Genomic DNA, 26118 nt, shown 5'->3' on the forward strand with positions numbered 1-26118 from the left:
GAAGGTTCACCTCCCGCGGGACACGCAGCCCGCGAGGTGGTCGTCGACCAGGCCGCACGCCTGCATCAGGGCGTAGGCCGTGGTGGGCCCGACGAAGCGGATGTCCCGTTTCTTGAGGGTCTTGGCCAGGGCCGTGGACTCGGGGGTGACCGCCGGCACGTCGCCGGTCGTCCTCGGGGCCCGGCCCTTCCGTTTCGGGGCGTGGGACCAGATCAGGGCGTCCAGTTCCCCGGGCTCCCACCCGGCCAGCACCTTCGCGTTGGCCAGGGTGGCATCGATCTTGGCCCGGTTGCGGATGATCCCCTCGTCCGCGAGGAGCCGCTCGGCGTCGGCCGGGCCGAACGCCGCGACCTCCGCGATCCTGAAGCCGGAGAAGGCCTTCCGGAACCCCTCGCGCCGGCGCAGGATCGTCAGCCAGGACAGCCCCGACTGGAAGGCCTCCAGGCACAGCCGCTCGTACAGCGCGTCGTCGCCGTGGACCGGCTTGCCCCATTCGGTGTCGTGGTAGGCGACGTAGTCATCGGTGGCCAGCCCCCACGGACAGCGCAGGACGCCGTCCGGTCCGGCCAGCAGCCCGCCGCTCACCGCTCGTCCTTCGTGAGGTCGACGGCGGGGGCGTCCCCCTCGGCCGGAGCCGCCGCCCGGTCCTGGGGACGGTCCGAGGGCCGGTCCTGGGCCTGCGCCTGCCCGGCGGCCGGCGCCGCGGCGCCGGCGTGGGCCGCCGTCAGCTCCGCGATCCGCGCGTCCCGCTCGGCGATCTCCGCCGCGAGCCGGTCCAGTACGTCGTCCACCTCGGCCATCCGGTAGCCGCGCGGTCCGACCGGCAGCCGCAGCGCCTCGACGTCCTCCCGCACCACCGGACGGGTCTCGGGCAGGGCGTCGGCCACCCGGTCCGGCTCGGCCTCGGGCAGGACGGCCTCCGCGCCTCCGCCGACCACCGCGAGGGTGACCGCGGCCACGACCACGACCAGCGCGATCAGCAAGAACCAGAACACGATCAACTCCCCTGAGAGACTCCGGCCACCAGGTTAAGGTCGCAGACGAGGCGCGAGGGTCGCCGAAGGAGGAAAGAGCGGGATGCTGCGACTGGGCAGGCGCGAGTTCGACACCCACGAGCCGGTGATCATGGCCATCGTGAACCGGACCCCTGACTCCTTCTACGACCAGGGCGCCACCTTCCGCGACCAGCCCGCGCTGGACCGGGTGGAGCGGGCCGTCGCCGAGGGCGCGGCGATCATCGACATCGGCGGTGTCAAGGCGGGGCCCGGCGAGCACGTGGACGCGGCGGAGGAGGTCCGGCGCACGGTCGGCTTCGTGGCGCAGGTGCGCCGCCGCCACCCGGACGTGGTGATCAGCGTGGACACCTGGCGGCACGAGGTCGGCGAGGCCGTCTGCGAGGCCGGGGCCGACCTGCTGAACGACGCCTGGGGCGGGGTGGACCCGAAGCTGGCGGAGGTCGCGGCCCGCTACGGGGCGGGCATCGTCTGCACCCACGCCGGCGGGGTCGAGCCGCGCACCCGGCCGCACCGGACCGCGTACGAGGACGTGATGGAGGACATCCTGCGCGTCACGGTCGGGCTCGCGGAGCGGGCGGAGGCCCTGGGCGTACCGCGGGAGTCGATCATGATCGACCCGGGCCACGACTTCGGGAAGAACACCCGGCACTCACTGGAAGCCACCCGCCGCCTGGCGGAGATGACCGGAACCGGTTGGCCGGTACTGGTCTCGCTGTCCAACAAGGACTTCGTCGGCGAGACCCTCGACAAGCCGGTCAAGGAGCGGCTGCTCGGCACCCTGGCGACCACCGCCGTCTCGGCCTGGCTCGGCGCCCAGGTCTACCGGGTCCACGAGGTCGCGGAGACCAGGCAGGTCCTGGACATGGTCCGCTCGATCCAGGGCCACCGCCCTCCGGCCGTCGCCCGCCGCGGCCTGGCCTGAGCCGCCGCCCGCGGCGTGCCGCCCCGGGGCCACCCCGTCCCCGGCGGCCGGCCGCCGGGCGGCGGTGTGGTCCCTGCGCGCCGCGGCGCCTACTCCGCGGCTACTTGCCGACTTCCTTCGTCACCAGGGCGATCGCCTCGTCCACGTCGTCCGTGAGGTGGAAGAGGTAGAGGTCCTTCTCCGAGGCCTTGCCCTGGGCGATGACCGTGTTGCGCAGCCAGTCGACGAGCCCGCCCCAGTACTCCGTGCCGAAGAGCACGATGGGGAACCGGGTGATCTTCTGTGTCTGCACCAGGGTCAGCGCCTCGAACATCTCGTCCAGCGTGCCGAACCCGCCCGGCAGCACCACGAACCCCTGGCTGTACTTCACGAACATCGTCTTGCGGACGAAGAAGTACCGGAAGTTCAGCCCGAGGTCCACGTGCTGGTTGAGCCCCTGTTCGAAGGGGAGCTCGATGCCGAGGCCGACCGAGACGCCGTTCGCCTCGCGGGCGCCCTTGTTGGCCGCCTCCATCGCGCCCGGTCCGCCGCCGGTGATGACGGCGAAGCCGGCCTCGACGAGCGCGCTGCCGATCCGTACGCCGGCCTCGTACTCCGGCGAGTCCACCGCGGTGCGCGCCGAGCCGAACACGCTGATCGCCGGCGGCAGCTCGGCGAGCGTGCCGAAGCCCTCGATGAACTCCGACTGGATGCGCAGGACCCGCCAGGGGTCGGTGTGCACCCACTCGGAGGGGCCGGCCGAGTCCAGCAGCCGCTGGTCCGTCGTGCTGCCCGCCTGCACCTGGCTCCGCCTGCGCAGCACCGGCCCGAGCTGCTGCTCCTCGGGGCGCCGGCGTCCGTTTCCTTCGGAGTTGCCCATGATGTGCTCCCTCCTGCTGATCGTTGGATCAGGGTAGGCGCACAAAAGTGACGGGAGGGGGAATTTACGAGGTCAGCCAGGCGCGGAGTCGTTCCTCGCAGTGCAGGATCGCCTTGGTCTCGACCCGCTCGTCGACCTTGTGCGCGAGCAGCGCGTCGCCCGGACCGTAGTTGACGGCCGGGACGCCGAGCGCGCTGAAGCGGGAGACGTCCGTCCAGCCGAACTTGGGCATGGCCTGGCCGCCGACCGCTTCCATGAACGCCGCGGCCGCCGGGTGGGACAGGCCGGGGAGGGCGCCGGGCGAGGAGTCGTCGACCACGAACTCGTCGACGCCGCAGTCCGCGAAGACCTCCTGGACGTGGGCGAGCGCGTCGGCCTCGCTGCGGTCGGGTGCGTAGCGGAAGTTGACCGTGACCGTGCAGGCGTCCGGGATGACGTTGTTGGCGACGCCGCCCTCGATGCGGACGGCGTTGAGGCCCTCGTGGTACTCCAGGCCGTCGATGACCGGCTTGCGGGGCTCGTAGGCCGCGAGCTTCGCGAGGATCGGGCTCGCGGCGTGGATGGCGTTGGAGCCCATCCAGCTGCGGGCGGAGTGGGCGCGCTCGCCGCGGGTGCGCAGCAGGACGCGCAGGGTGCCCTGGCAGCCGCCCTCCACCTCGGCGTTGGAGGGCTCCAGCAGCACGGCGAAGTCGCCGGCCAGCCAGTCGGGATGGGCCGCGGCGACCTTGCCGAGTCCGTTGAGGTCGGCGGCGACCTCCTCCTGGTCGTAGAAGACGAAGGTGAGGTCGCGGTTCGGCTCGGGCACGGTCGCGGCGATCCGCAGCTGTACGGCGACCCCGGACTTCATGTCCGTCGTGCCGCAGCCCCACAGGACGTCGTTCTCGTCCAGGCGGGACGGGACGTTGTCGGCGATCGGCACGGTGTCGAGGTGGCCGGCGAGTACGACGCGCTCGGCGCGGCCGAGATCCGTACGGGCGACGACGTTGTTGCCGTGGCGGTCGACGGTGAGGTGCGGAAGGCGGCGCAGGGCGTCTTCCACGAGGTCGGCGAGCACCTTCTCGTCGCCGCTCACGGAGGGGATGTCGACGAGGCGGGCGGTCAGCCCGGCGGCGTCGAGGGTGAGGTCGAGCTCGGATTCGGACATGAACCGACCCTAACGCCCCGGGATGGGCGGGTACCGGGAGCGTCCGGTCGGTGGACGCGTTATCGGCCTCAAGTACGGTGGGCCGCGTGTCCGAGACCGATCGCCCCCGTCCCCGCCGCCGCGGGCCGCTCCGCGCGGCCGTGGGCCTGGCCGTCCTGCTCGCGGTGATCGGGTACGTCTTGGTGCACCACTATTCCAACGGCGGGGCGGGCGCCCCGCACTGCACGGTCACGGCGAAGGGCGCGGGCGGCGGCTCGGGTGGGGCCGTGCAGACGTACGAGATGAGCCCCGAGCAGGCGTCGAACGCCGCGACCATAGCCGCCGTCGGGATCTCCAAGGGGCTCCCGGACCGGGCCCTGACGATCGCTCTGGCGACGGCGATGCAGGAGTCGGGGTTGCGCAACCTCGACCACGGCGACCGGGATTCGCTGGGCCTGTTCCAGCAGCGGCCCTCGCAGGGCTGGGGCACCCCTGAGCAGATCATGGACCCGGTGTACTCGGCGGGGATCTTCTACGACCGGCTCGTCGAGGTGAAGGGCTACACCCGGCTGCCGCTGACGGTTGCCGCGCAGCGGGTGCAGCTCAGCGGGTTCCCGCAGGCGTACGCCAAGCACGAGCCGGACGCGACGGTGGTGACGGCCGCCTTCGGCGAGGGCGAGACCCAGGCCACCCTGGCCTGTGTGGGACCGGCGCCGCTGAAGGGCGACCCGGGGAAGGTGCGCACGGAGCTGGGGCGGGCGTTCGGCACGGAGGCCCTGTCCACCGGCCGGCCCGCGGTGCACGCCGTCCCGAAGGCCGGGGGGAAGACCGGCGCGGGGGCCGCGCCGAGCGCCGGACCCGCCCCGAGCGCCGCTGCCGCCCCGGCGTCGAGCCCCGCCGCGGACGCCCCGGCCGCCGTCCCGGAGGCCGAGGTGGACCTGTGGCTGAAGGACGGCGGCGGCGGTCCGGGCGAGGCCCGGCGCGGCCGGGCGATGGCCCACTGGGCGGTGGCCCGTTCGAAGGAGCTGGGCATCTCCCGGGTCTCGTACGACGGTTCCGCCTGGGTCGCGGGCCAGAACCGGGGCGAGTGGAAGCGCGGGGCGGCCGGCGGGACGAAGGGCGGTTCGGCCCCCGACCCGTACGACGCTCCCCCGGGCCAGCTCCGGATCTTCCTGGCCGGCAGCGCCCGCTGAGCCGTTCCGCAGGCCCACCGACCCGGCGGCGGGGGGCGCGCGGGCGTGCCGGGCGCCGTCCCGCCGACGGGACGGGGACCGCTCGCGTGTACGGCCCGTCACCCGGAAGGGCATGGCCGGGCATCCGGGCGGGCCGGGCCCGGGAGGACGGAATCCCTGGTGGGCACCGTCCGATGGGCTTGTCACGGAAGCCGATTAAACGATGCGTTACCGATCCTTTACCCGGTGGGTCCGCAACTCGGCGCCCCCCGGGAGCGGTTGTACAGGGCGTACTCAGCCGCTACCGCTTAGGAGCATCATGTCCCTCCCCCTGACCCGTCGGATCGCCCGCGCCGCGCTTCTCCTCGCAGCCGGTACCGCTCCCGTGGTCGGTGCGGCCGGCGCGGCCAGCGCCGCGGGCCTGGAGTCCGTGCCGCAGCTGGGCACGCTCGCCGCCCCGGACAGCGCCGACGCCACCGCCGCCACCGGGGCGGCCACCGGCGCGGCCGCCGACGTCGCGGGCACCGCCGCCAAGGCCGTCCCGGCCACCGCCCCCGCCGCCGACGTGGCCGGCGGCGCGGGCCGGATGCTGGGCGGCCTGCCCGTGTCCCAGCTGCCGGCGGGCCACGACCTGCCGGTCGGCGCGCTGCCGCTGGGCTCCCTGCCGCTGCAGGGCTGAGCCCGCCGCGGACGGAACACCGAGGGGCCGGGAGCGCACTGCTCCCGGCCCCTCGGGGCGTTCACCGGCCCGGCCCCGGACCGCTCAGCCCAGGCGCTTGACCGCGGCCGCGACCCGCTCGTCGGTGGCGGTGAAGGCGACGCGGACGAACCTCGCGCCGGCCTCGCCGTAGAAGTCGCCCGGCGCGACCAGGATGCCGAGGGAGGCGAGGTGGGCAACGGTGTCCCAGCAGGGCTCGTCGCGGGTCACCCACAGGTAGAGGCTGGCCTCGCTGTGCTCGACGCGGAAGCCGTGCGCCTCCAGGGCCGTGCGCAGCGCCTCGCGGCGGGCGGCGTAGCGGCCGCGCTGCTCGGCGACGTGCACGTCGTCGCCGAGGGCGGCGACGACGGCGGCCTGGACGGGGGCCGGGGTCATCATGCCGCCGTGCTTGCGGATCTCCAGCAGCTCGGCGAGGACGGCCTCGTCGCCGGCGATGAAGGCGGCGCGGTAGCCGGCGAGGTTGGAGCGCTTGGAGAGGGAGTGGACGGCGACGAGGCCCTCGTAGGAACCGCCGCAGACGTCGTCGTGCAGGACGGAGACCGGCTCGGCCTCCCAGCCGAGCTCCAGGTAGCACTCGTCGCTGAAGACGAGGACCCCGTGCTCGCGCGCCCAGGCGACGATCCGGATCAGCTCCTCCTTGCCGATCACCTTTCCGGTGGGGTTCGACGGGGAGTTGAGCCACAGCAGCTTCAGACCGGCCGGGTCGAGCTCGGTGCCCGCGGGGTCACTCGCGAACGCCTCGGTGTCGTAGACGACGGCCTCGGCGCCGCACAGGCGCGCGCCGACCTCGTAGGTCGGGTAGGCGAGGCGGGGGTAGGCGACCTTGTCGCCGGCGCCCAGGCCCAGCTGGGTCGGCAGCCAGGCGACGAGCTCCTTGGAGCCGACCACGGGCAGTACGTTGCGGTGTCCGACGGCGCTCGCGCCGAGCCGGCCGCGCAGCCAGCCGGTGATCGCGTCGCGCAGCGCGGGCGTGCCCCACACCGTCGGGTAGCCCGGGGAGTCGGCGGCGGCGATCAGTGCGTCCTGGATCAGCCGGGGCACCGGATCGACGGGCGTACCGACGGACAGGTCGACGATTCCGTCCTCGTGGGCCGCCGCCGTCTTCTTGTACGGCTCCAGCTTGTCCCAGGGGAACGTGGGAAGACGGTCGGAAACTGCGGCCACGGTGCTCTGCTCTCTCTCAGGGACGGAAAGGTGCGGGAAACGGCTCGGTCCCGCGCGGCAGCAGTGCCGTACGGGACCGAGAGGCGCGTCTGCCGTGAACGGTCAGTGCTCGCCGTTGATGCCGGCGGGCAGCGCGGCGATGAAGGGGTGGTCGCGCTCGATCAGACCGAGCTTGGAGGCACCACCGGGCGAGCCGAGCTCGTCGAAGAACTCGACGTTCGCCTTGTAGTAGTCCTTCCACTCCTCCGGGGTGTCATCCTCGTAGAAGATGGCCTCGACCGGACACACCGGCTCACACGCGCCGCAGTCGACGCACTCGTCCGGGTGGATGTACAAGGACCGCTGGCCCTCGTAGATGCAGTCGACGGGGCACTCTTCGATGCATGCCTTGTCCTTGACGTCGACACAAGGCTCCGCGATGACGTAGGTCACGCTCTCGTTCCTCCTCGGTAGGGCTGTCCATTCGCGCGGGAGCGCGGCGTCGTCGATGCCCGCACCTAGTATCTCCGTTCCCGGGCACGATCCGAACAGGAGGGGCGGACAGAGCTGTGGAAATCACTGCCGGTGGACTGCTGGAAATCCGTATTACCCAGGCTGACGTGGGTAAACGAGTCTCTGTGCGACGGGTGCAGGACCCTGTGGGGGGCTCTCCCGCCTTCACCGACGCGGTCGGGGTTCTCACATCATGGACCGGGGGTGTGCTGACGATCACACGCAAGGACGGGGTGTCGGTCCACATCCCGGAATCCTCGCTGGTGGCGGGCAAGGTGGTGCCGGCCGCGCCGGCCCGCCGCAGGGGTCCGGCGGCCTCTTTCGAGGAGCTGGCCCGGGTCACCGCGCGGGCCTGGCAGCCGCTGGAGAGCGAACCGCTGGGCGGGTGGACGCTGCGGGCGGCCGCGGGGTTCACCCGGCGGGCCAACTCGGTGCTGCCGCTCGGCGACCCCGGGATACCCCTGGACGAAGCACTCGCGCGGGTGACGGCCTGGTACGCGCAGCGGGACCTGCCGGCCTACGTACAGGCCGCGACCGGCGCCGCCGGCACCCAGGAGCTGCTCTGCGCGGAGCTGGAGCGGCGCGGCTGGGCCAACGAGGTCTCGGCGGAGGTCCGGATCGGGGGCCTGGCCCCCGTGGCCGACCAGGACGCGGACGTGTCGGGGGTCCGGCTGACCCGCGAGCCGGACGAGGAGTGGCTCGGCCGCTACGGCAAGGTGCGCGACCCGGAACTTGCGCGGCGGATGCTGGTCGAGGGCCCGTCGGTGTGGTTCGCCTCGCTGGACGGCGGCCGGGCGATCGGGCGGTGCGTGGCCGACGGCCGGTGGGCCGGCTTCGGCGCGGTGACGGTCGACCCGGAGCACCGGCGGCGGGGGCTCGCGACGGCGGTGATGACGGCGCTGGCCCGGCGGGCGCTGGAGGAGGGCGCGTCGGCGGCCTGGCTCCAGGTGGAGACGGACAATCCGGCCGCGCGGGCCCTGTACGACGGCATGGGCTTCGCCACGCACCACGCCTACCACCACTTCCGGGCCGGAGCCGGGGCGTGAGCGCGGCCTCGCGGGAGCTGTTCGCGGCGGAGGCCCGCGCCGAGCGGCCGGACCTGGCGCAGCTGTGCCTGCTGCTGGCGGCTGAGGCGGACCCGGAGCTCGACGAACGGGTGATGGACTGGGCGCAGATCGAACTGGACCGGCTGGCGGGGATGCTGCCGTACGGGCTGCACGGGGCGAAGGCCTGGGCGGCGGCGGTGACGGACCTGCTGGGCGGCCGGCTCGGCTTCCACGGCACCCCGAAGGACTACGACCGGCTGGAGTCCTCGCTCCTGCACGAGGTGCTGCGGCGCCGGCGCGGGCTGCCGATCCTGCTGTCGGTGGTCTGGCTGGAGGTCGCTCGGCGCGCCGGTGCGCCGGTGTACGGGCTTGGGCTGCCGGGGCACTTCACGGTGGGCTTCGGGGACCCGGAGGAGGGGGTGGTGGTCGACCCGTTCGCGGGCGGCGCCTCGCTGGGCGCGGGCCCGGCGGAGCTCGCGCGGGGTCCGCGGACGCCCGCGCGCACGCTGGACATCGTCCTGCGCGTCCTGGGCAACATCCGGGCCTGGGCGTCGGCCCGGCCGGAACACTCGGCGGTCGCCCTGTGGTCGCTGGACCTGTCCCTGCTGCTGCCGTCCCACCCGGCGGCCCTGCGCTACGAGCGGGCGCGGCTGCTGGTGGAGCGGGGCTCCTTCCAGGAGGGCGCGGCGGAGATGGACGCGTACGCGGTGGTCATGGACGCGATCGACCCGGAGGCGGCGACCCGCATCCGCACGGAGGCCTCCTCGGCCCGCGCGCTGCTCAACTGACGGGGGCTCCGCCGGGCATGGACAGGGTGGTCGCCGAGGACGGCCGCCGTGAGGGTGGCGAAGGCCGCCGCGCGGATCCAGTTCGCGCTCTGGGCCACCTTCCGGCGGTCGAGGCGGTCAGCCAGCGCCCCGGAGACGAAGGCCAGCACCAGCCAGGGGGCGCGCTGGGCCACGGTGATGCCGGCGATCAGCGCCGGGTCGCGGGTGATCGTGGCCGCCAGCAGGGGCGCCGCGGCCAGGCTCACCCCCGTCGGACAGGTTGGACGCGGCGGTCGCGGCCCACAGTCTTCTGAACATCGGAGCAGTCTCGTGAACCGCGCGGGTCAGAGCCAGCCCTTTTCGCGGGCCACGCGGACCGCTTCGGCGCGGTTGCGGGCCGCGAGTTTCTGGATCGCCGTCGAGAGGTAGTTGCGGACCGTGCCCTGGGAGAGGGAAAGGGCCGCCGCCAGTTCGGCGTTGGTCGCGCCGTTCTCGGCCGCGCGCAGGACCTCGCGCTCGCGCTCCGTGAGCGGGTTGGCGCCCTCCGCCAGGGCGGCCGCCGCGAGGGTGGGGTCGATGACGCGCTCGCCCGCGAGGACCTTGCGCACCGCCTGCGCGAGCTGCGCGGCCGGCGCGTCCTTGACGAGGAAGGCCGACGCGCCCGCCTCCATGGCCCCGCGGAGGTAGCCGGGGCGGCCGAACGTGGTCAGGACGACGATCTTGAGGTCGGGGAGGGTGCGGCGCAGGGCCGCCGCCGCCTCGATGCCCGTCATGCCCGGCATCTCGATGTCCAGGAGGGCCACGTCCACGTCGTGGGCCAGGGCCGCCGCCACGACCTCGTCGCCGCGCGCCACCTGGACCGGCACCTCGATGTCCGGCTCCAGCCCCAGGAGGGCCGCGAGGGCCTCCCTGACCATGGACTGGTCCTCCGCCAGGAGGATGCGGATGGGGGCCCGGGCGGCTTCGGTGGCTTCCGTCATGACGGGGATCCTAGGGGGACCCTCGCCAGCAGGCGGAAGCCGGTCTTCCCCGCCGGCCCCGCCCACAGGGTGCCGCCGACGGCCTCCAGACGTTCCGTCAGGCCCGTCAGGCCGTTGCCGGGGACCGCGGTGCCCCCCGTGCCGTCGTCGGTCACCGAGAGCTCCAGCACCGGTCCGGCGAGGGTCTGGCGGGGCGTCAGGGTGACCGTGCAGCGCTTGGCGTCGCTGTGCCGGACCACGTTGGTCACCGCCTCGCGCAGCGACCAGGCCAGCGCGCACTCCGGCTCCTCCGGGACGGAGTCGGTGAAGTCCGCGGGCAGGTCGGCTTTGACCCCGGCGGCCGCCAGTGCCGTGCGGGCGCCCGCGAGTTCGCCGGGCAGGGTGGGCCGCCGGTAGCCGCTGACGGCCTCCCGTACGTCGACCAGCGCCTGGCGGCAGACCTTCTCGATGTCCGCCACCTGCTGGGCGGCCCGGTCGGGGTGGTCGGGCAGCATCCGGCCGGCGAGCTCGCTCTTGAGCGTGATCAGCGACAGCGAGTGGCCCAGCAGGTCGTGCAGGTCGCGTGCCATCCTCAGGCGCTCCTCGTTGGCCGCGAGCTGGGCCACGGTGGCCCGGGCCTGCCGGAGCTCCATGGTCGTGCGGATCATCTCGCGGACCCCGACCATCGCGAACCCGCCCATCAGGGCCGGGATCAGCAGCCCGAACAGGTAGTCCCCGCCGTCCGGCACCATGAGGGCCAGCGCCGCCAGCAGCACCGTCGCGGCGGGCACCGTGAAGCGGGAGATCCTCCCGGGCAGCGCGGCGCCGGAGGCGATGGAGACGTAGACGAACAGCACGAGCCACTCGCGGCCCAGGGCCAGCGACAGCACCGCGGCCTCCGCGCTGAGCAGCGCCAGTGACAGCAGGACCGGCCGGACCGGCTTCTGCCGGTCCGGCCGGAACACCAGCACCAGATACCAGCCGACGAAGACCAGCAGGCCCAGTCCGCCGAGCACCCGGGCCCCGGTGCTGTGCCCGCCGCGCACCAGGTCGGTGACGGGGGCGCTGAGGTAGAAGAGCCAGATGGCGATCCAGAGGCTCTTGACCACCTTGTGGACGGTGCCCTCGGGTCCCCGGAGGGTGGTCCGGTCGGCGCCCCCGTCCTCGTGCGTCAGCGCCACGGTCCTACGCCTTCAGTGAGTCCTTGCGGTACAGCCAGGCGGCCGCACCCGTGAACAGTACGAAGTACACGGCGAGGATCGCCACGTCCTTGACGTGCGGGGCCCCGCCCAGCTCGACGGCCTGGCCCAGGCCCGCGTAGGCGTGGGTCGGCAGCCACTCGCAGATGTCCTGGAGCCACTGGGGGAAGGCGGCGGTGGGCATCCACAGGCCGCCGAGGATCGACAGGCCGAAGTAGAAGAGCATGCTCAGGGGCCGGACGTTGTCCGCGCTGGCGAGGTAGCCGATGGCCACGCCCAGGGCGGCGAAGACGAGACTGCCGGCCCAGATGGAGCCGGTCAGGGCGAGCCACTGCCAGACCTCGAAGCGGACGCCCTTGGCCACGGCGGCGACCGCGAAGACCACCAGGATCGCCGGCAGCGAGAGCACGCCCGCGCTGGCGGTCTTGCCGAGCACGTAGCCGTGGCCGGGCAGGGCCGTCAGGCGCAGCTGGCGCACCCAGCCGCTCTCGCGCTCCTTGGCGATCCGCTCGGCGTTGCCGACCAGGACGGCGGTCAGGGCGCCGAAGGAGGCCATGGCGACCATGTAGAAGGCGGGCATGGTCAGTTCGGTGCCCATGACCTTGGTGGTGCCGTCCAGCGTGCCGCCGAGCATCAGGAAGAGGGCGGCCGGGTAGAGCAGCGTGAAGAAGATGTACTTCTTGTTCCGCAGGGCGCGGGTGATCTCCAGCTTGACCAGGTTCAGCGTTCCGGTGTTCACGATGCGTCGGCCTCCTCGGCCTCGGTGAGGGCGATGAAGGCCTGCTCCAGGCCGAGGCCCGCGACCTCCAGGTTGCGGGGGTAGAGGCCGAGCGCGTACACGGCGTGGACGGTGGCGTCGGCGTCGCGCGACTGGAGCCGCACGGTGGAGCCGTTGACCTCGCAGGAGGTCAGGCCGGGGAGGGCGCGCAGGGCCTGGCGGTCGATGTCGCCGTCGAGGTCGAAGGCGACCTTCCGGGCGCCGGCCTTGGCCTTGATCTCGGCGGCGGTGCCGTCGGCGAGCAGCCGGCCCTTGTTCAGGACCAGTACCCGGTCGGCGATCGCGTCCGCCTCCTCCAGGTAGTGGGTGGCGAACAGGACGGTGCGGCCCTGGGCGGCCTGCTCGCGCATGGTGGCCCAGAAGGCCTGGCGGGCGGTGACGTCCATACCGGTGGTCGGCTCGTCCAGGATGATCAGGTCGTTGTGGCCGGCGGTGGCGAGCGCGAAGCGCACGCGCTGCTCCTGGCCGCCGGAGAGCTTGTTGACCATCCGTCCGGCGATCTCCTCGATGCCGGCGCGGGAGAGCACCTCCTCGACCGGGTACGGGCGGGGGTGCAGGGCGCAGCCGAGGGTGACGAGTTCGCGCACGGTCACCTCCTCCATCAGGCCGCCGCTCTGGAGCATGGCGCCGACCCGGCCGGCCGTGACGGCCTCGCGGGGGGTGGTGCCGAAGAGGCGGACGGTGCCGGAGTCGGCGGGGCGCAGGCCCAGGAGGAGGTCGAGTGTGGAGGACTTGCCGGCGCCGTTGGGGCCGAGCAGCGCCACGGTCTCGCCCGGGTGCAGTTCGAGGGACAGCCCGTCGACGGCCCGGACCTGTCCGTAGCTCTTGGTCACGTTCTGGAAGCTCACCACGGTGCCGCTGCCGGCACCGCGTGCGAGTCCGGAGGCTCCGGACTGTGTCGCGGTCGTCGTCGTCATGCACCGAGCTTCTCCCGGACGGGGGTGCGCGCGGCAGTGTCTCCAGTCGTGACAGCTGCATGACAGATGTCATACGGCTGGGGTGACACGCCCGGTCGGGGCGGGTCCGGGGAACGCGGGAGCCCCCCTCCCGGGAAGGGGGCTCCTCGTGGCGGCTGCCGGGGACCTCAGTCGGCGTTCGTGTCGATGGACACGACGCGCTCGGCCGCGGTCTTGCCGACGAGGCCCCTGCCGAGGGCGCCCGCGACGTCCTGCGGGGTGACGGGGGTCTTCTGGCCCGTGCCCCGGGTGATCAGGACCCCGTCGAAGGCGTTGCCGTAGGTGGCCTTGAGGGCCTCCAGGTCGTACTTCTCGACGAGCTTGCCCTGCACCGGCTGCATGCTGAGGATCTTGGGCAGGGACTTGGCGCCGAAGGCCAGGGACTTGGCGCCCGCCTTGACGGTCACGGGGGCGGACATGGCGGGCTCGGCGAACTCCTTCATGGCCCGGTTCAGTTCCGCCTGGCTGATCGTCGGTTCCTTGGTGGCGGTGGGGAGTTCGACGGGGGCCGCCTTGCCGTTGGCGACGAGCTCGCGGAAGGCCTTGGTGACCCGGTCCACGGAGCTGTCGACGTCCAGGCTGGTGCCGGCCTTGCCGGGGACGGCAACGGCCTTGCCGGTGTCGAAGGTGATGGTGCCCTCGGAAGCGGTGCCGGCGGTTCCGGCGAGCTCCTGAAGGGAGTCCTTCAGCTTCTCCTCGTCGACCGGCATGACGGCGGACGCCGTGCGCTCGACGCCGAACAGCGAGCCGATGACCGTGATCGGGTTGTAGTCGCTGCCAGTGGCGTTGCGGACGGTGGTCTGGCTGTCGAGGGTCAGGCCGGCCTTCTCGGGCTTCAGCTCGACGGACTTGCCGCCGACGGAGAGCTGGAGCGGGGTGGCCGAGCGCTTGCCGAAGGCCGTCTGGAGCTTGGCGACGGCGTCGTCGCGGCTGCCGCTGATGTCCACGCCGAGGACGGTGGTGCCCTTGGGGATGTCGGAGTGGTTCATGAGCAGCCCGGCGCCGTAGGCCACGCCGACGAGGGCGACGAGGCCGCCGCCGAGCAGGACCAGCTTGGAGCGGCCCTTCTTCTTGGCGGGCTTGCCGGACGGGGCCGCCGTGCCGGGCTTGCCGGACTTCCCGGCGGGGGCCGGGGCGGGCATCGGCAGGGGCGGCCGCGGGCCGGGGGGCGGGGCGGCCGGGCCGGTCCGGGGGCCCGGCGCGGGGGTGCCCAGGGCCTCGGGGCCGGGCCAGCGCGGGGCCTCGTCGGCGCCCACGGGCACGGTGCCCAGCGCGGGGCCGCCGGTGGGCCCGGCGGGCTCCGTGAAGGCGGGGAAGGCCTCGGTGGAGGGGCCGTTGTCGTACGCCGCGTACGCCTGGGCCGAGCCGGCGCCGGGGCCGCCGATGCCGGGGCCGGGGGCGGGCGCGAACCCGGCGCCGGGGCCGGTGCCGGGGGCCGGAGCGGGCGGCTGCGGGCGGCCGGGGGCCGCCGGGGGCGCGAAGCCCGCCCCGGTGCCGGGGCCGTCGAACGGGGCGGTGCCCGGGCCGGTGCCGGAGCCGCCGCGCGGTGCGGGGTCGAAGCCGGCGCCGGAGCCGCCGCGCGGGCCGCCGCCCGGGGCGGGGTCGAAGCCGTTGCCGGGGCCGGTGGCGGGCACGCCGCCCGGGCCGTTGCCGGGGCCGGGCGCGGAGGAGCCGTAGCTCGCGGCGGGCGCCGGGGCGGCAGGGGCCGCGGGCGGGGGCGTCGCCGCCTTGCGCGGGGCGAACCACCCGCCGTCCGACGGCGGCTCGGCGGGGGCCTTGGCGGCCGGGGCGGGCGCGGGCGCCTGGGCGGTGGGCCGCGCCGGCAGGGCGGCGCGCACGGGGGGCTGACCCTGGCCGCGCGAGGCGGGACCCTGGCCGCGCGGGGCGGGACCCTGGCCGCGCGGGGCGGGACCCTGGCCGCGCGGGGGCTTCGCCTGGCCGCGCGGGGACGGCTCGGGCTCCGTGGAGCCGGGGGCCGCCTCCGCGGAGGCGTCCTTCACCGGCTTGCGGACGACCACGGGCGGGATCGGCCGCGAACCCGGGATGTTGATCCGGATCCGGGTCGTCAGGGTGGTCTCGGTCTTCGGCCCGTCGGTGTCGGGCGTGGACGGGTTCGAAGTCACAGGATTCTCCTCCGGGGCGGTCGCCGCGCCAGGCCGAGGCGGCGGGGACGTGGGCGCGGACTGGCCGGTTCCATACGGCGGCGTACCCGAGGGGTAGGCGGCCCCGCCGAGCCCTCGGGGCCCGGGGGACGAACTGTCAGTTTCACGACTCAAGGCAGGTTCTCCCGGTTGGCTCCGCCGCCCGCGTGCCGTGCGCGGGCAGCTCGGCGGCCCGTCCACCATACTGGCCGCCGCCCGCACGCAACTGTCCCAGGGGAATGAAAGGTTCCTCTTAGCCCTCCCGGAACCCTTCTCCGAGGGTCCGTCAAACCCCCGCAAGCCGTCCCCGATCAGGGGGAGCGGGAGTTCGACGCCCGGTCAGCCGCCCGATTTCGAGGCCGAAACCGGCGGTTCCACGGGCCCGCGCATCGTGGCACAGATCACAGCGACCGCACTTCCCCCCAAAAGGTATGCGTACATACCCATTCCGGATGAACCGAGCAGGAAGTCCCCTTCGGCGCGCGGGACACCGAGCAGGACGTACGAGAGGAACCAGCCGGCCGCCGCGACGCCCACGCCGAGCCCCCCGCCGAGGGCGATCCGGGCCCCGAGGAACAGCCCGAGGAGGGCCAGCACGGCGAGCAGCAGCCCGGCCGGGAACCACAGGTCCACCACGAGCCAGCCGGCCAGGCCGGTGGCCGTCCCGGCGACCAGCAGGCCCAGCAGGGCGGCGATCCGCCCCGCGGTCATCGGAGCGGTCACACCCCCACCCCCGCGAAGAGGTCCCGCTCGCGCTCGCCGGCCGGGGCCCCGGACTCGCCGACGGCCAACTCGTAGTACTCGCGGGCGAACAGCGGCTGGGCCAGGTCGTTCGAGAGGGCGAAGAACGGGCCGTCGACGGCGATCTGGGTGACGTGGGCCCGCATGGCGGCCGCCTTGGCCTCCACCAGCCCCCGCTCCCCCTCCGCGTCGCCGATCTCGGCGGTGATCCGCTCGTCGGGGACCACGCCCGGCACGTCGGCCGGGGTCGCGAGGCCGGGGAAGGGCAGTGCGGCGCCCAGCGCGCGCAGCCGCGCGAAGCCCTCCTCGACGGCGGAGAGCGGGACCCGGTTCCAGTAGACCTTCGCGATGGCGTGCGGAGCGCCCAGTTCGGGGCGGTACGCCGGGTCGGCGGCCAGCTCCGCGCCGCGCATGGCGACGCGGTGGGCCTGGATGTGGTCGGGGTGACCGTAGCCGCCGTCCGGGTCGTAGGTGACGAGGACCTGCGGGCGCAGCTCGCGGATGACCTCGACGAGGTGGCCGGCGGCCTCGTCCACGCCGGTGGACCAGAAGGCGCCGGGGCGGGCGTTCTGCGGGGCGCCCATCATCCCGGAGTCCCGGAAGCGGCCGGTGCCGCCGAGGAATCGGTGGTCGGCGACCCCGAGCTCCTTCATGGCCGCGGCGAGCTCGCCGACCCGGAACGGGCCCAGGGTGTCGTCCCGGTCGGGCGCGAGGTGGGCCAGCCCGGGCGGGATGACCTCGCCCTCCTCGCCGAGGGTGCAGGTCACCAACGCGACATGGGCGCCCTCGGCCGCGTACTTGGCCATGGTGACGCCGTTGTTGATCGACTCGTCGTCCGGGTGCGCGTGCACGAGGAGCAGACGACGGGCGGGAAGACCGTTCATGGGACCAGCCTACGAGCAGGACCTACAGCTTGAGGCCACTGATCATGTTCGCCACGTTCGACGTGAGCTGGCTGAGGGTGGGAGCCACAGTCGAACTCGCCAGGTAGAACCCGAGCAGTACGCAGACGAACGCGTGCCCCGCCTTCAGTCCCGACCTCCGGACCAGAAGGAAGACGACGATCGCCAGCAGCACCACGGCCGAGATCGATAGCGCCACGGCGTTTCACCTCCACGTCGAGCGGACATCGGTACGCGTACTCGTGCTCGGCGATTCATACCCACCGTGCGCTACGGATCATAACTATCCGTACCAGTGCATCGGTCGAATTCCGGCAGCACGAGGGGCGCATACCGCGCACGCCTGGGGGCGCGCGGGAGCCGGACCGGAGGCCCGCGCGCCCGCCCGCCGGGCCACCCGCGCCCGTACGGCCGTATCCCGCCCGGCCGGAGAGGCCCGGAACTCGGGGCAGAATCGGTCAAGTCGCCCTCGCGGCGCGCAGGTTGGGCGGGGAACGGGACGGTACGGACCGGGTCCTCGGGGTGGCTGGAAATCATCGGTCTCCGCGGCCCTCCCACGTCCTGAAACGTTCGAACGGCCCCGGCTACGGCCCCTCCCGGCGCGGCCCGCCCCCTACCCTCCCTCCGGCGGGGCATCCGGCGGCCCGGGTTCACCCGGGGCGGGGACCACCTGCCGCTCCGCCGCGAAGTGACAGGCCGACGGGTGCGCCGCCGGACCCGAGGGGAAGGCCGGCGGGACCGCCAGCGGCGGCACCTCCGTGGCACAGCGGGATTCGGCCTTCCAGCAGCGGGTGCGGAAGCGGCAGCCCGAGGGCGGGTTGGCCGGGGACGGTACGTCGCCGGAGAGCAGGATCCGGTCCCGGTGGGCGCGGGCCCGGGGGTCGGGCACCGGCACGGCGGAGAGCAGCGCCTGGGTGTACGGGTGGGTGGGGTGGTCGTAGATCTGGGCGTCGGTCCCGGTCTCGGCGAGCCGGCCCAGGTACATGACCCCGACCCGGTCGGAGATGTGCCGGACGATCGACAGGTCGTGCGCGATGAAGACGTACGACAGGCCGAGGTCCGCCTGGAGCCGTTCGAGGAGGTTGACGACCTGGGCCTGGACGGAGACGTCCAGGGCGGAGACGGGCTCGTCGGCGACGATGATCTCGGGCCGGAGCGCGAGGCCGCGGGCGATGCCGATGCGCTGGCGCTGGCCGCCGGAGAACTGGTGCGGGTACCGGTTGATGTACTCCGGGTTCAGGCCCACCACGTCCAGGAGCTCGCGGACCCGGCGCCGCCGGTCGCCCTTCGGGGCCACCTCGGGGTGGATCTCGTACGGCTCGCCGATGATGTCGCCGACCGTCATGCGCGGGTTGAGCGAGGTGTACGGGTCCTGGAACACCATCTGGATGTTGCGGCGCACGGCCTTGAGGGCCTTGCCCGACAGCTTCGTGACGTCCTCGCCCTTGTACGAGATCACCCCGGCGGTCGGGCGCTCCAGGTGGACCAGCAACCGGGCGACGGTGGACTTCCCGCAGCCGGACTCGCCGACGATGCCGAGGGTCTCGCCGGCCGCGAGGTCGAAGGAGACCCCGTCGACGGCCTTGACCGCGCCGATCTGCTTCTTGAAGAGGATGCCCTGGGTGAGGGGGTAGTGCTTGACGAGGTCGCGCACCTCCAGGATGGGCTCAGCCACCGAGGCACTCCTTCCAGAAGAAGCAGGCGCTGGCCCGGTCGGGGGCGACCCCGGCGAGCGGCGGGACCTCGGCCCGGCAGGCGGCGCGGGCCATCGGGCAGCGCGGGTTGAAGGCGCAGCCGGGCGGGATGGCCAGCAGGTTCGGGGGCAGGCCCTTGATGGCGTAGAGCTCCTGGCCCTTCTGGTCCAGGCGCGGGATCGAGTCGAGCAGGCCCCGGGTGTACGGGTGGGCGGGCGCCCGGTAGACGGCGTCGACGGGGGCGGTCTCGACGATCCTGCCCGCGTACATGACGGCGATCCTGTCGGCCACGTCGGCGACGACGCCGAGGTCGTGGGTGATCAGGATCAGCCCCATGTTGAGTTCGCGGCGCAGGTCCGCCAGCAGGTCCATGACCTGGGCCTGGACGGTGACGTCGAGGGCGGTGGTGGGTTCGTCGGCGATGATCAGGGAGGGTTCCAGGGCCAGCGCCATGGCGATCATGATGCGCTGGCGCATGCCGCCGGAGAACTGGTGCGGGTAGTCCGTCACGCGCTGCCGGGCGGCGGGGATCTTCACCCGGTCCATCAGCTCGACGGCCCGGGCGCGGGCGTCCTTGCGGGACATCCCGCGGTGGACCTCGAACATCTCGCCGAGCTGGGCGCCGACGGTGAGCACGGGGTTGAGGGAAGAGAGGGCGTCCTGGAAGATCATCGCCATGTCGGCGCCGCGGATCCTCCTGCGCTCCTCCTCCTTCATCTTCAGCAGGTCCTTGCCCTTGAAGAGGATCTGGCCGCCCGCGATCCGGCCGGGCGGGGTTTCGAGGATCCCCATCACGGCCTGCGCCGTCACCGACTTGCCCGAGCCGGACTCGCCGAGCACGGCGAGGGTCTCGCCCTCGTCCACCGAGTAGTCGACCCCGTTGACGGCCTTGGCGACCCCGTCGCGGGTGGTGAACTCCACGTGCAGGTCGCGGACTTCGAGCAGCATCTGGCGGCTCACTCCTCAGCGCAGCTTGGGGTCGAGGGCGTCGCGCACCGCGTCGCCGAGCATGATGAAGGCGAGCACGGTCAGGCTCAGGGCCAGGGCCGGCCAGAGCAGCATGTGCGGGGCGTTGCGGATCTGGGAGGCGGCGTTGGAGATGTCGATGCCCCAGGAGACGGTGGGCGGGCGCAGGCCCACGCCGAGGAAGGACAGCGTGGCCTCCAGGGCGATGTAGGTGCCGAGCGCGATGGTGGCGACGACGATGACCGGGGCGACGGCGTTGGGCGCGACGTGCCGCAGCAGGATGCGGGCGTTGCCGGCGCCGAGGGCCCGGGCGGCCTGGACGTAGTCGTTCTGTTTGGCGGTGATCACCGAGCCGCGGGCGATGCGGGCGAGCTGCGGCCACCCGAGGAGCACGATGAAGCCGACGACCGGCCAGACGGTGGTGCTGGTGACCACGGACAGGAAGACGAGCCCGCCGAGGATGACGGGGATCCCGAAGAAGATGTCCGCCACCCGGGAGAGCAGGGAGTCGCCCCAGCCGCCGAAGAACCCGGCGAGCCCGCCGAGGGCGGAGCCCAGCAGGGCGGCGCCGAGGGTGGCGCAGATGCCGACGGTGATGGAGGCGCGGGCCCCGTACACGGTGCGGGTGTAGACGTCGCAGCCCTGGGTGTCGTAGCCGAAGGGGTGTCCGGGTGAGGAGCCCTGCTGCGATCTGGAGAGCTCGCAGTGGAGCGGGTCGCCGCTCGCGATGAGCTGGGGCCAGAGGGAGATGACCACGAGGAAGAGGATGAAGAGGGAGGAGACGATGAAGACGGGGTTGCGGCGCAGCTGGTGCCAGGCGTCGGACCACAGGGAGCGGGCCCGTTCCCGCGGTGCGGAGGGGTCGGGCTCAAGGGGCTTCTCCAGGCTCTCGGCCTCGTCCAGCGCGAGGTCCATGACACCTCCCTGCCCGGTCGGGGCGACGGCCTCGTTCTCGCCCGGCCCCACCGGGTCGTATGGCTGTGGTTCGGGTTCAGGCATAGCGGATCCTCGGGTCCAGGACCGCGTAGAGCAGGTCGACGAGCAGGTTCGCCACGAGGAAGACGATGACGAGGATGGTCACGAAGCCCACCACGGTGGGCGAGTTGCCGCGCAGGATGCCCTGGTAGAGCTGGTAGCCGACGCCGTGGATGTTGAAGATCCGCTCGGTGACGATGGCCCCGCCCATGAGGGCGCCGATGTCGGTGCCGATGAAGGTGACCACCGGGATGAGGGAGTTGCGCAGCAGGTGGCGGCCGACGACCCGGCGGCGCGGCAGCCCCTTGGCGACGGCGGTGCGGACGTAGTCGGCCTTGGCGTTCTCGGCGATGGAGGTCCGCGAGAGCCGGGTGACGTAGGCGAGGGAGACCAGGGCGAGGACGATGCCGGGCAGGATCAGCTCGCCGAAGGGGGCGTCCGGGGAGACGGTGGGGCGCACCCAGCCCCATTTGACGCCGAGGAGGTACTGGAGCAGGTAGCCGGTGACGAAGGTGGGCACCGAGATGACGACGAGGGTGGCCACCAGCAGGGTGGTGTCGATCGTCTTGCCCCGGCGCAGTCCGCTGACCACGCCGAGGGTGATGCCGACGACGATCTCGATGAGGATCGCGACGCAGGTCAGGCGGAGGGTGACGGGGAAGGCGGTGGCCATCAGATCCGTCACCGACTGCCCGTTGAAGGCCGTGCCGAAGTCGCCCTTGAAGATCTGCCCCATGTAGTGGACGTACTGCTGCCACAGGGGGCGGTCGAGGTAGAGGTCCTTGCGGATGCGGGCGGCGGTGGCGGGGTCGGGGGCCTTGTCCCCGAAGAGGGCGGCCACGGGGTCGCCGAGGGCGTAGACCATGAAGAAGATCAGGAAGGTGCTGCCGATGAACACGGGGATCATCTGGAGCAGCCGCCGGATCACATAACGTCCCATGGATGCTCCGGGGTGTCGGGTGTGCCGGCGGGGGTCAGCTGACCTTGATCTCGTTGTAGACGGGGACGCTGAACTGGTTCAGGGCGACGTCGGTGATCCGCTCGGAGTGCCCGGCGCTGCCGTTCTGGTACCAGAGGGGGATGGCCGGCATCTGCTCGGCGAGGATCTTCTCGGCGTCCTGGAACTTGGTGATGGCCTTGGCGGTGTCGCTCTCCTGGTTGGCCTCGTCGACGAGCTTGTCGAAGTCGGGGCTGCTGAACTTGCCGTAGTTGGAGGAGGCGCCCGTGTAGTAGAGCGGCTGGAGGAAGTTCTGGATGAGCGGGTAGTCGGCCTGCCAGCCGGAGCGGAAGGGGCCGGTCAGCTTGTAGGCGCTCTGCTGGTTGCGGAAGTCCGCGAAGGTGCCGACGGGGTTGACGGTGCAGACGGGGCCCTCGCCCAGGGCGTTGTTGACGCTGTTGCAGACGGCCTCCATCCAGTCCCGGTGCGAGCCGGTGTCCACGTTCGACGTGAGGGTCATCTTCCCGCCGGGCAGGCCGCCGCCCTCCTGGATGAGCTTCTTGGCCTCGGCCGGGTTGAACTTGCAGGCGTCGCCGCAGAGCGTGGCGTTGAAGCCGCCCTTCGCGCCGAGGGCGGGCGAGGTCCAGTCCTTGGCCGGGGTGCGGGTCTCGCGGAAGATCTGCTCGGTGATCTCGTCGCGGTTGATCGCCATGGAGATGCCGCGGCGGACCTTGTCCGCCCCCTCCTTGCTCCACTGCGGGTCGTACAGGGGGAAGGTGAGGGTCTGGATGATGAGGGCCGGCTGGTTGATGTACCGGTCGCCGAGGTCGTTCTTGACGTTCTTCAGCTGCTGGGCCGGGATGTCGTCGACGAGGTCGAGGTTTCCGGAGATCAGGTCGGTGTAGGCGGTGTTGTTGTCGGTGTAGACCTTGAGGTCCACGCCGCCGTTCTGCGCCGGGTCGGGGCCGGTGTAGCCGTCCCACTTGCGCAGCTTCATGCCGGTGCCCTTGGTGTACGAGTCCACCGTGTAGGGGCCGTTGCCGACCGGCTTGTCGAGCCAGCCGGAGTGGTCGGTGAAGAACGCCTTGGGCAGCGGGGAGAAGGCCTGGTAGCCGAGGGTCTCGGGCCAGGTGGAGAACTTCGACTTCAGGGCGACGGTGAAGGTCCTGGGGTCCTTGACCACCAGCCCGGACATGGTCTTGGCCCTGGGTTCCCCGGAGGCGGGGTGCAGGTCGGCGTAGCCCACGATGTCGGCGAAGAAGGGTGCGTTGTTCTGCTTGTTGCGCACGTCGGCGCCGTAGTTCCAGGCGTCGACGAAGGACTGCGCGGTGACCGGTTCGCCGTTGCTGAACTTCCAGCCGTCCTTCAGGGTGATGGTGAAGTTCTGGCTGTCGGTGGTCTCGATCTTCTCGGCGACCATGTTGTGGGCCTCGCCGGTCTTGGCGTCGTAGCGCTTGAGCCCGCGGAAGAGCATGTCGAGGACCTTGCCGCCCTGGACCTCGTTGGTGTTGGCGGGCTCCAGGGGGTTCTGGGGGTCACCCCAGGAGGAGCTGACGATCCCCGCCGCACCGCCACCGCCGCTGTCGCTCCCGCCGCCGCAGGCCGTCGCCGCGAGGGCGACGGCCACCGCACATGCGGCCCACTGGGCGTGGGTGGCTCCGCGCATGGACTGCCTCCTAGGGGTCCCAAGACTCACTTAGGGGCAATGTCACCCCATACGGGACTCCTTTCGGTGATGGCTGGCCCGATTGCACCCTCGCGTCCCCCGCCTGTCACCCCTGGGGGTGCAATGGCAGGTCCCAGGTGTCGACGGCGTAGTGGAGGGCCATGCCGTGCGCCTCGTAGAGGGCCAGCGCGCCGGTCTCGTTGAGGGTGTCCACGCCCAGGCCCACGGTGGCCCGGCCGCGGGCGGCGTAGGCGGCGAAGCCGTGGCGCAGCAGGAAGCCGCCGACGCCGCGGCCGCGCAGGTCCTCGCGTACGCCGATGTGGCTGAGCCAGGCCATGCTGGTGCGGTCGTCGCGGGAGACGAGGACGGCCACGTCGCCCTGCCCGGGCAGGCTCGCGATCCACACCAGCGACCAGTCGAGGCGGCGGCCGTCGACGTGGTCCAGCCAGGCCTCGTAGTCGCGGCCGACGTGTCCGAAGTGGGCGGAGAAGGTCTCCTCGACCAGGGCGTGGGCGCGGCGGCGGTCGGCCTCGTCGGAAGCGCAGTCGCGCAGGACAAGCCCGGCGGGCGGCTCGGGGAGCGGGTCGGCGGCCGGGTGGAGGGTGCGGGTCATCACCTGGTAGCGGCGCACGCTGCGGTAGCCCCGGCCGGTGAGGAGGGAGAGGTCGAGGGTGGGCCTGGTGTTGAGCTGGATCCGCAGCCGGGCGGCGGGCGCCGCGCCGGCCATGGCGCGGGCGCGGGTCTCCATCAGTTCCAGCAGCCGCAGGGCCGCGGGGTTGCGGCCGGGCAGGACGTAGTGGTCGCCGTCGATCAGGCCCGGTCCGGAGTCGGCCCACACCAGGGCGTAGCCGACGAGTCTGCCGCCCTGGAAGGCGAGCCAGGAGTCGGCGGCCAGGTCCACGTCGGGGTGGTTGAGGTCGGCCTCGACCCCGCCGAGGTCGGTCTCGGGTCTGCCGATCTCCAGCACGTCGACGGCGTTGAGCAGTGCGCAGATGTCCGGGGCGTCCCCGGGTCCGGCAGGGCGGACGGTCAGCGTGTCGGTGGCCATCCGCCCACTCTCGGACGCCGCCGCGCGCGGCCGCAACCGGGTTTGCCCGCCCCCGCGACGGCGGGGGCGGGCGGGGGCTCAGCTGAGCTGGACGTTCGCGAGGTCCATGCGGCCCTGGGCGTCGACCTCGACGTGGGTGACGCTCTTGGCGTAGGCGGCGGCGGACATGTACGTGAAGACCGGGATGTACGGGAGGTCCCGGATGACGATGTCGTCGGCCTTCTGGTAGAGCTTGAGGCTGTCGGCCGGGTCGGTGGACCGGTCGGCCGCGGCGAGGGCCGCCTCGAACTCCTCGCTCTTGTAGTGCCCGAAGTTGGAGCCGTTGGCGATGGCCTCCTTGGAGAACACCGGGCGCAGGTAGTCCTCCGCCGCCGGGTAGTCCATGGCCCAGCCCGTGCGGAAGGCGCCCTCGAAGTTCTGGGCCTTCAGCTCGTCGAGCATGTCGCCGATCTTCGGGAAGGGCTTGGGGGTGACCTCCAGGCCGAGGTTCGTCTTCAGCTGGGCGGCGACGGCCTCGATCCACTCCTTGTTGTCGCTGTCGGCGTCGTAGCCGAGTTCCATCCTGTTGCCGGGGATGCCGCCGGCCCGCTGGAACAGCTCCTTGGCCTTGACCGGGTTGAACATCCCGGCCTCGCCCAGGGCGCCCTTGCGGTAGCCGGGCACGATGGGGCTGATGAAGTCGTCGGCCGGCTTGCGGGTGCCGTTGAAGATGCTCTTCGCGATGGCGTCCCGGTCGATCGCCATCGAGATCGCCCTGCGGACGTCGGCCTTGCCGAAGGACTCGCGGTTGGCCTCCAGCGGGAGGCCGATGTAGCCGATGGACGCCTCGGGCTTGTAGATGTAGCGCTCGCCGAACTCCTGGGAGACGGTGGGCAGCGCGGTGACCGGCAGCTTGTCGACGATCTGGAGCTTGCCGGCCTGGAGGTCGCTGTAGGCGTCGTCGAGGTTGTCGTAGATCTTGAAGGTGACGCCGTCGAGCTTCGCCCGGCCGTCGACCGGGTACTTGTCGTACTTCTTGACCTTGATCTGCTTGTTGTGCTCCCACCGGCCGTCCATCTGGAACGGGCCGTTTCCGATCGGCGCCTCGCCGAACTTCTGCGGGTCCGCCTCGAAGGCCTTGGGCAGGGGGTAGAAGGCGTTGTAGCCCAGCATGGTCTTGAACTGGGAGAACGGCGCCTTCAGCGTCACGACGAAGGTCTTGCTGTCGACGATCTTGAGGCCCTTGAGCTCCTTGGCCGTGGGCGTCTTCCCCTTGCCCGGGGCCAGCTCGTCGGAGCCCTCGATCTTCGAGAAGAAGCCCATCGCCTCCGCGTTGTTCTCCTGGTTTGCCCCCCAGTTCCAGGCGCGGACGAAGGACTGCGCGTCGACCTTCTCGCCGTTGTGGAAGGTGTACCCGTCCTTGAGCTTGACCGTCCAGGTCCTGGAGTCGGTCGTCTCGATGGACTCGGCGACCGCGAGCTTCGGCTCGCTGGTCTTGTTGTCGTACGAGACGAGGCCCGTGAAGAGCGCGTGGAGCACCTCGGACCCCTCGGACTCGCCGGTGTTCTGCCCCACCAGGCCGTGCTGCGGCTCGCTCAGCCGCACGCTGATGTGTCCGCCGGTCTTCACGCCGGCGGTGGGGTCCTCCGCACTGCTGCCGCAGGCCGTCGCCGCCATCGCCAGCACCACGGTGCCGGCGGCCCATTTGGCGCGCGTTGCTCCACGCATGGGAAATTGCCTCCTCAGGAGTCACTGTCGATGTGCTCGTGAGCCGACGCTCCCCACAGCGCTTGACCCGAGACGCGAGCTCGATGGGGCCATCCTCGGGGACGCCCGGACCTCTAGAACATACCTGAGCGGTCACGTTACCGAGGCGGTACGGGTACACCACCGGAACC

The 26118-nt window shown here is 72.5% G+C and carries 26 protein-coding genes; 5 read left to right on the top strand and 21 right to left on the bottom strand.

The genetic code is table 11. The features are described from left to right. Positions 1-6 precede the first annotated feature (6 nt). Together ACFY15_RS02990 and ACFY15_RS02995 are read right to left on the bottom strand one after the other, a co-directional pair. On the bottom strand, positions 7-585 hold the full coding sequence (locus ACFY15_RS02990) for a DNA-3-methyladenine glycosylase I (RefSeq protein WP_390685212.1): 579 nt from the start codon (positions 583-585) through the stop codon (positions 7-9). After that, the gene (locus tag ACFY15_RS02995) at positions 582-995 is read right to left on the bottom strand and encodes a DivIVA domain-containing protein (protein ID WP_390685211.1); all 414 of its coding nucleotides are present in this window, start codon (positions 993-995) and stop codon (positions 582-584) included. The genes ACFY15_RS02990 and ACFY15_RS02995 overlap by 4 nt, the downstream gene beginning before the upstream one ends. An 82-nt stretch (positions 996-1077) precedes the next feature. Here ACFY15_RS02995 and folP point away from each other — a divergent pair, with 82 nt between their 5' ends. Then, on the top strand, positions 1078-1938 hold the full coding sequence (gene folP, locus ACFY15_RS03000; RefSeq protein ID WP_390685210.1) for a dihydropteroate synthase: 861 nt from the start codon (positions 1078-1080) through the stop codon (positions 1936-1938). 100 nt (positions 1939-2038) lie between these two features. Here the strand turns inward: folP and ACFY15_RS03005 are convergent, their stop codons facing one another. Beyond that, complete coding sequence (locus ACFY15_RS03005; RefSeq protein ID WP_390685209.1) at positions 2039-2797, bottom strand: TIGR00730 family Rossman fold protein; 759 nt, start codon at positions 2795-2797, stop codon at positions 2039-2041. A gap of 64 nt (positions 2798-2861) precedes the next feature. Then, a complete protein-coding gene (gene dapE, locus ACFY15_RS03010; RefSeq protein WP_390685208.1) occupies positions 2862-3941 on the bottom strand; it encodes a succinyl-diaminopimelate desuccinylase in 1080 nt (359 codons plus the stop codon). A gap of 86 nt (positions 3942-4027) precedes the next feature. Between dapE and ACFY15_RS03015 the strand changes: the two genes are divergently transcribed. Together ACFY15_RS03015 and ACFY15_RS03020 are read left to right on the top strand one after the other, a co-directional pair. Further along, the gene (locus ACFY15_RS03015; protein ID WP_390685207.1) at positions 4028-5113 is read left to right on the top strand and encodes a hypothetical protein; all 1086 of its coding nucleotides are present in this window, start codon (positions 4028-4030) and stop codon (positions 5111-5113) included. A gap of 298 nt (positions 5114-5411) precedes the next feature. Continuing rightward, a complete protein-coding gene (locus tag ACFY15_RS03020; RefSeq protein WP_390685206.1) occupies positions 5412-5771 on the top strand; it encodes an ATP-binding protein in 360 nt (119 codons plus the stop codon). Positions 5772-5855: 84 nt separating this feature from the next. On the opposite strand, the gene dapC is transcribed toward ACFY15_RS03020, so the two are convergent. Continuing rightward, a complete protein-coding gene (gene dapC, locus ACFY15_RS03025; RefSeq protein ID WP_390824907.1) occupies positions 5856-6974 on the bottom strand; it encodes a succinyldiaminopimelate transaminase in 1119 nt (372 codons plus the stop codon). Positions 6975-7076: 102 nt separating this feature from the next. Then, a complete protein-coding gene (fdxA, locus tag ACFY15_RS03030) occupies positions 7077-7406 on the bottom strand; it encodes a ferredoxin (RefSeq protein ID WP_030713714.1) in 330 nt (109 codons plus the stop codon). A gap of 116 nt (positions 7407-7522) precedes the next feature. Here fdxA and ACFY15_RS03035 point away from each other — a divergent pair, with 116 nt between their 5' ends. Continuing rightward, positions 7523-8512 (top strand): GNAT family N-acetyltransferase, encoded by a 990-nt coding sequence (locus tag ACFY15_RS03035; RefSeq protein ID WP_390685204.1) that lies wholly within the window; start codon positions 7523-7525, stop codon positions 8510-8512. Further along, a complete protein-coding gene (locus tag ACFY15_RS03040; protein WP_390685203.1) occupies positions 8509-9300 on the top strand; it encodes a transglutaminase-like domain-containing protein in 792 nt (263 codons plus the stop codon). Before ACFY15_RS03035 ends, ACFY15_RS03040 begins: the two co-directional genes overlap by 4 nt. A 323-nt stretch (positions 9301-9623) precedes the next feature. On the opposite strand, the gene ACFY15_RS03045 is transcribed toward ACFY15_RS03040, so the two are convergent. The 15 genes from ACFY15_RS03045 to ACFY15_RS03115 form a co-directional block, all read right to left on the bottom strand. After that, on the bottom strand, positions 9624-10259 hold the full coding sequence (locus ACFY15_RS03045; protein ID WP_390685202.1) for a response regulator: 636 nt from the start codon (positions 10257-10259) through the stop codon (positions 9624-9626). Next, on the bottom strand, positions 10256-11419 hold the full coding sequence (locus tag ACFY15_RS03050) for a sensor histidine kinase (protein WP_390685201.1): 1164 nt from the start codon (positions 11417-11419) through the stop codon (positions 10256-10258). Before ACFY15_RS03050 ends, ACFY15_RS03045 begins: the two co-directional genes overlap by 4 nt. Before the next feature lie 4 nt (positions 11420-11423). Beyond that, entirely contained in the window at positions 11424-12179 is a 756-nt protein-coding gene (locus ACFY15_RS03055; RefSeq protein ID WP_390685501.1) for an ABC transporter permease, read from the bottom strand. Then, positions 12173-13132: an ABC transporter ATP-binding protein gene (locus ACFY15_RS03060; protein ID WP_390685200.1), complete on the bottom strand. Its 960-nt coding sequence runs from the start codon at positions 13130-13132 to the stop codon at positions 12173-12175. The genes ACFY15_RS03055 and ACFY15_RS03060 overlap by 7 nt, the downstream gene beginning before the upstream one ends. Positions 13133-13299: 167 nt before the next feature. Next, on the bottom strand, positions 13300-15294 hold the full coding sequence (locus ACFY15_RS03065; protein ID WP_390824908.1) for a hypothetical protein: 1995 nt from the start codon (positions 15292-15294) through the stop codon (positions 13300-13302). Positions 15295-15651: 357 nt separating this feature from the next. Beyond that, on the bottom strand, positions 15652-16035 hold the full coding sequence (locus tag ACFY15_RS03070) for a DUF6113 family protein (protein ID WP_390685198.1): 384 nt from the start codon (positions 16033-16035) through the stop codon (positions 15652-15654). Continuing rightward, on the bottom strand, positions 16032-16937 hold the full coding sequence (gene mshB / locus ACFY15_RS03075; protein WP_390685197.1) for an N-acetyl-1-D-myo-inositol-2-amino-2-deoxy-alpha-D-glucopyranoside deacetylase: 906 nt from the start codon (positions 16935-16937) through the stop codon (positions 16032-16034). The genes ACFY15_RS03070 and mshB overlap by 4 nt, the downstream gene beginning before the upstream one ends. 22 nt (positions 16938-16959) lie before the next feature. After that, entirely contained in the window at positions 16960-17154 is a 195-nt protein-coding gene (locus ACFY15_RS03080) for a hypothetical protein (RefSeq protein ID WP_042809907.1), read from the bottom strand. A 414-nt stretch (positions 17155-17568) separates the two neighbouring features. Beyond that, the gene (locus ACFY15_RS03085) at positions 17569-18630 is read right to left on the bottom strand and encodes an ABC transporter ATP-binding protein (RefSeq protein WP_390685196.1); all 1062 of its coding nucleotides are present in this window, start codon (positions 18628-18630) and stop codon (positions 17569-17571) included. Continuing rightward, complete coding sequence (locus tag ACFY15_RS03090) at positions 18623-19597, bottom strand: ABC transporter ATP-binding protein (RefSeq protein ID WP_390824909.1); 975 nt, start codon at positions 19595-19597, stop codon at positions 18623-18625. Before ACFY15_RS03090 ends, ACFY15_RS03085 begins: the two co-directional genes overlap by 8 nt. 15 nt (positions 19598-19612) lie before the next feature. Next, positions 19613-20614 carry an ABC transporter permease gene (locus ACFY15_RS03095; protein WP_390685194.1) on the bottom strand — a complete coding sequence of 334 codons (1002 nt, stop codon included), beginning with the start codon at positions 20612-20614 and terminating at the stop codon, positions 19613-19615. Then, positions 20607-21530: an ABC transporter permease gene (locus ACFY15_RS03100; RefSeq protein WP_390685193.1), complete on the bottom strand. Its 924-nt coding sequence runs from the start codon at positions 21528-21530 to the stop codon at positions 20607-20609. The genes ACFY15_RS03095 and ACFY15_RS03100 overlap by 8 nt, the downstream gene beginning before the upstream one ends. A 34-nt stretch (positions 21531-21564) precedes the next feature. Then, entirely contained in the window at positions 21565-23193 is a 1629-nt protein-coding gene (locus ACFY15_RS03105) for an ABC transporter substrate-binding protein (RefSeq protein WP_390685192.1), read from the bottom strand. A 106-nt stretch (positions 23194-23299) separates the two neighbouring features. Next, on the bottom strand, positions 23300-24241 hold the full coding sequence (locus tag ACFY15_RS03110; RefSeq protein ID WP_390685191.1) for a GNAT family N-acetyltransferase: 942 nt from the start codon (positions 24239-24241) through the stop codon (positions 23300-23302). A gap of 78 nt (positions 24242-24319) precedes the next feature. Further along, complete coding sequence (locus ACFY15_RS03115) at positions 24320-25948, bottom strand: ABC transporter substrate-binding protein (RefSeq protein WP_390685190.1); 1629 nt, start codon at positions 25946-25948, stop codon at positions 24320-24322. Between the last annotated feature and the right edge of the window lie 170 nt (positions 25949-26118).

The organism is Streptomyces sp. NPDC001373 (assembly GCF_042895815.1).
Classification (GTDB): Bacteria; Actinomycetota; Actinomycetes; order Streptomycetales; family Streptomycetaceae; genus Streptomyces.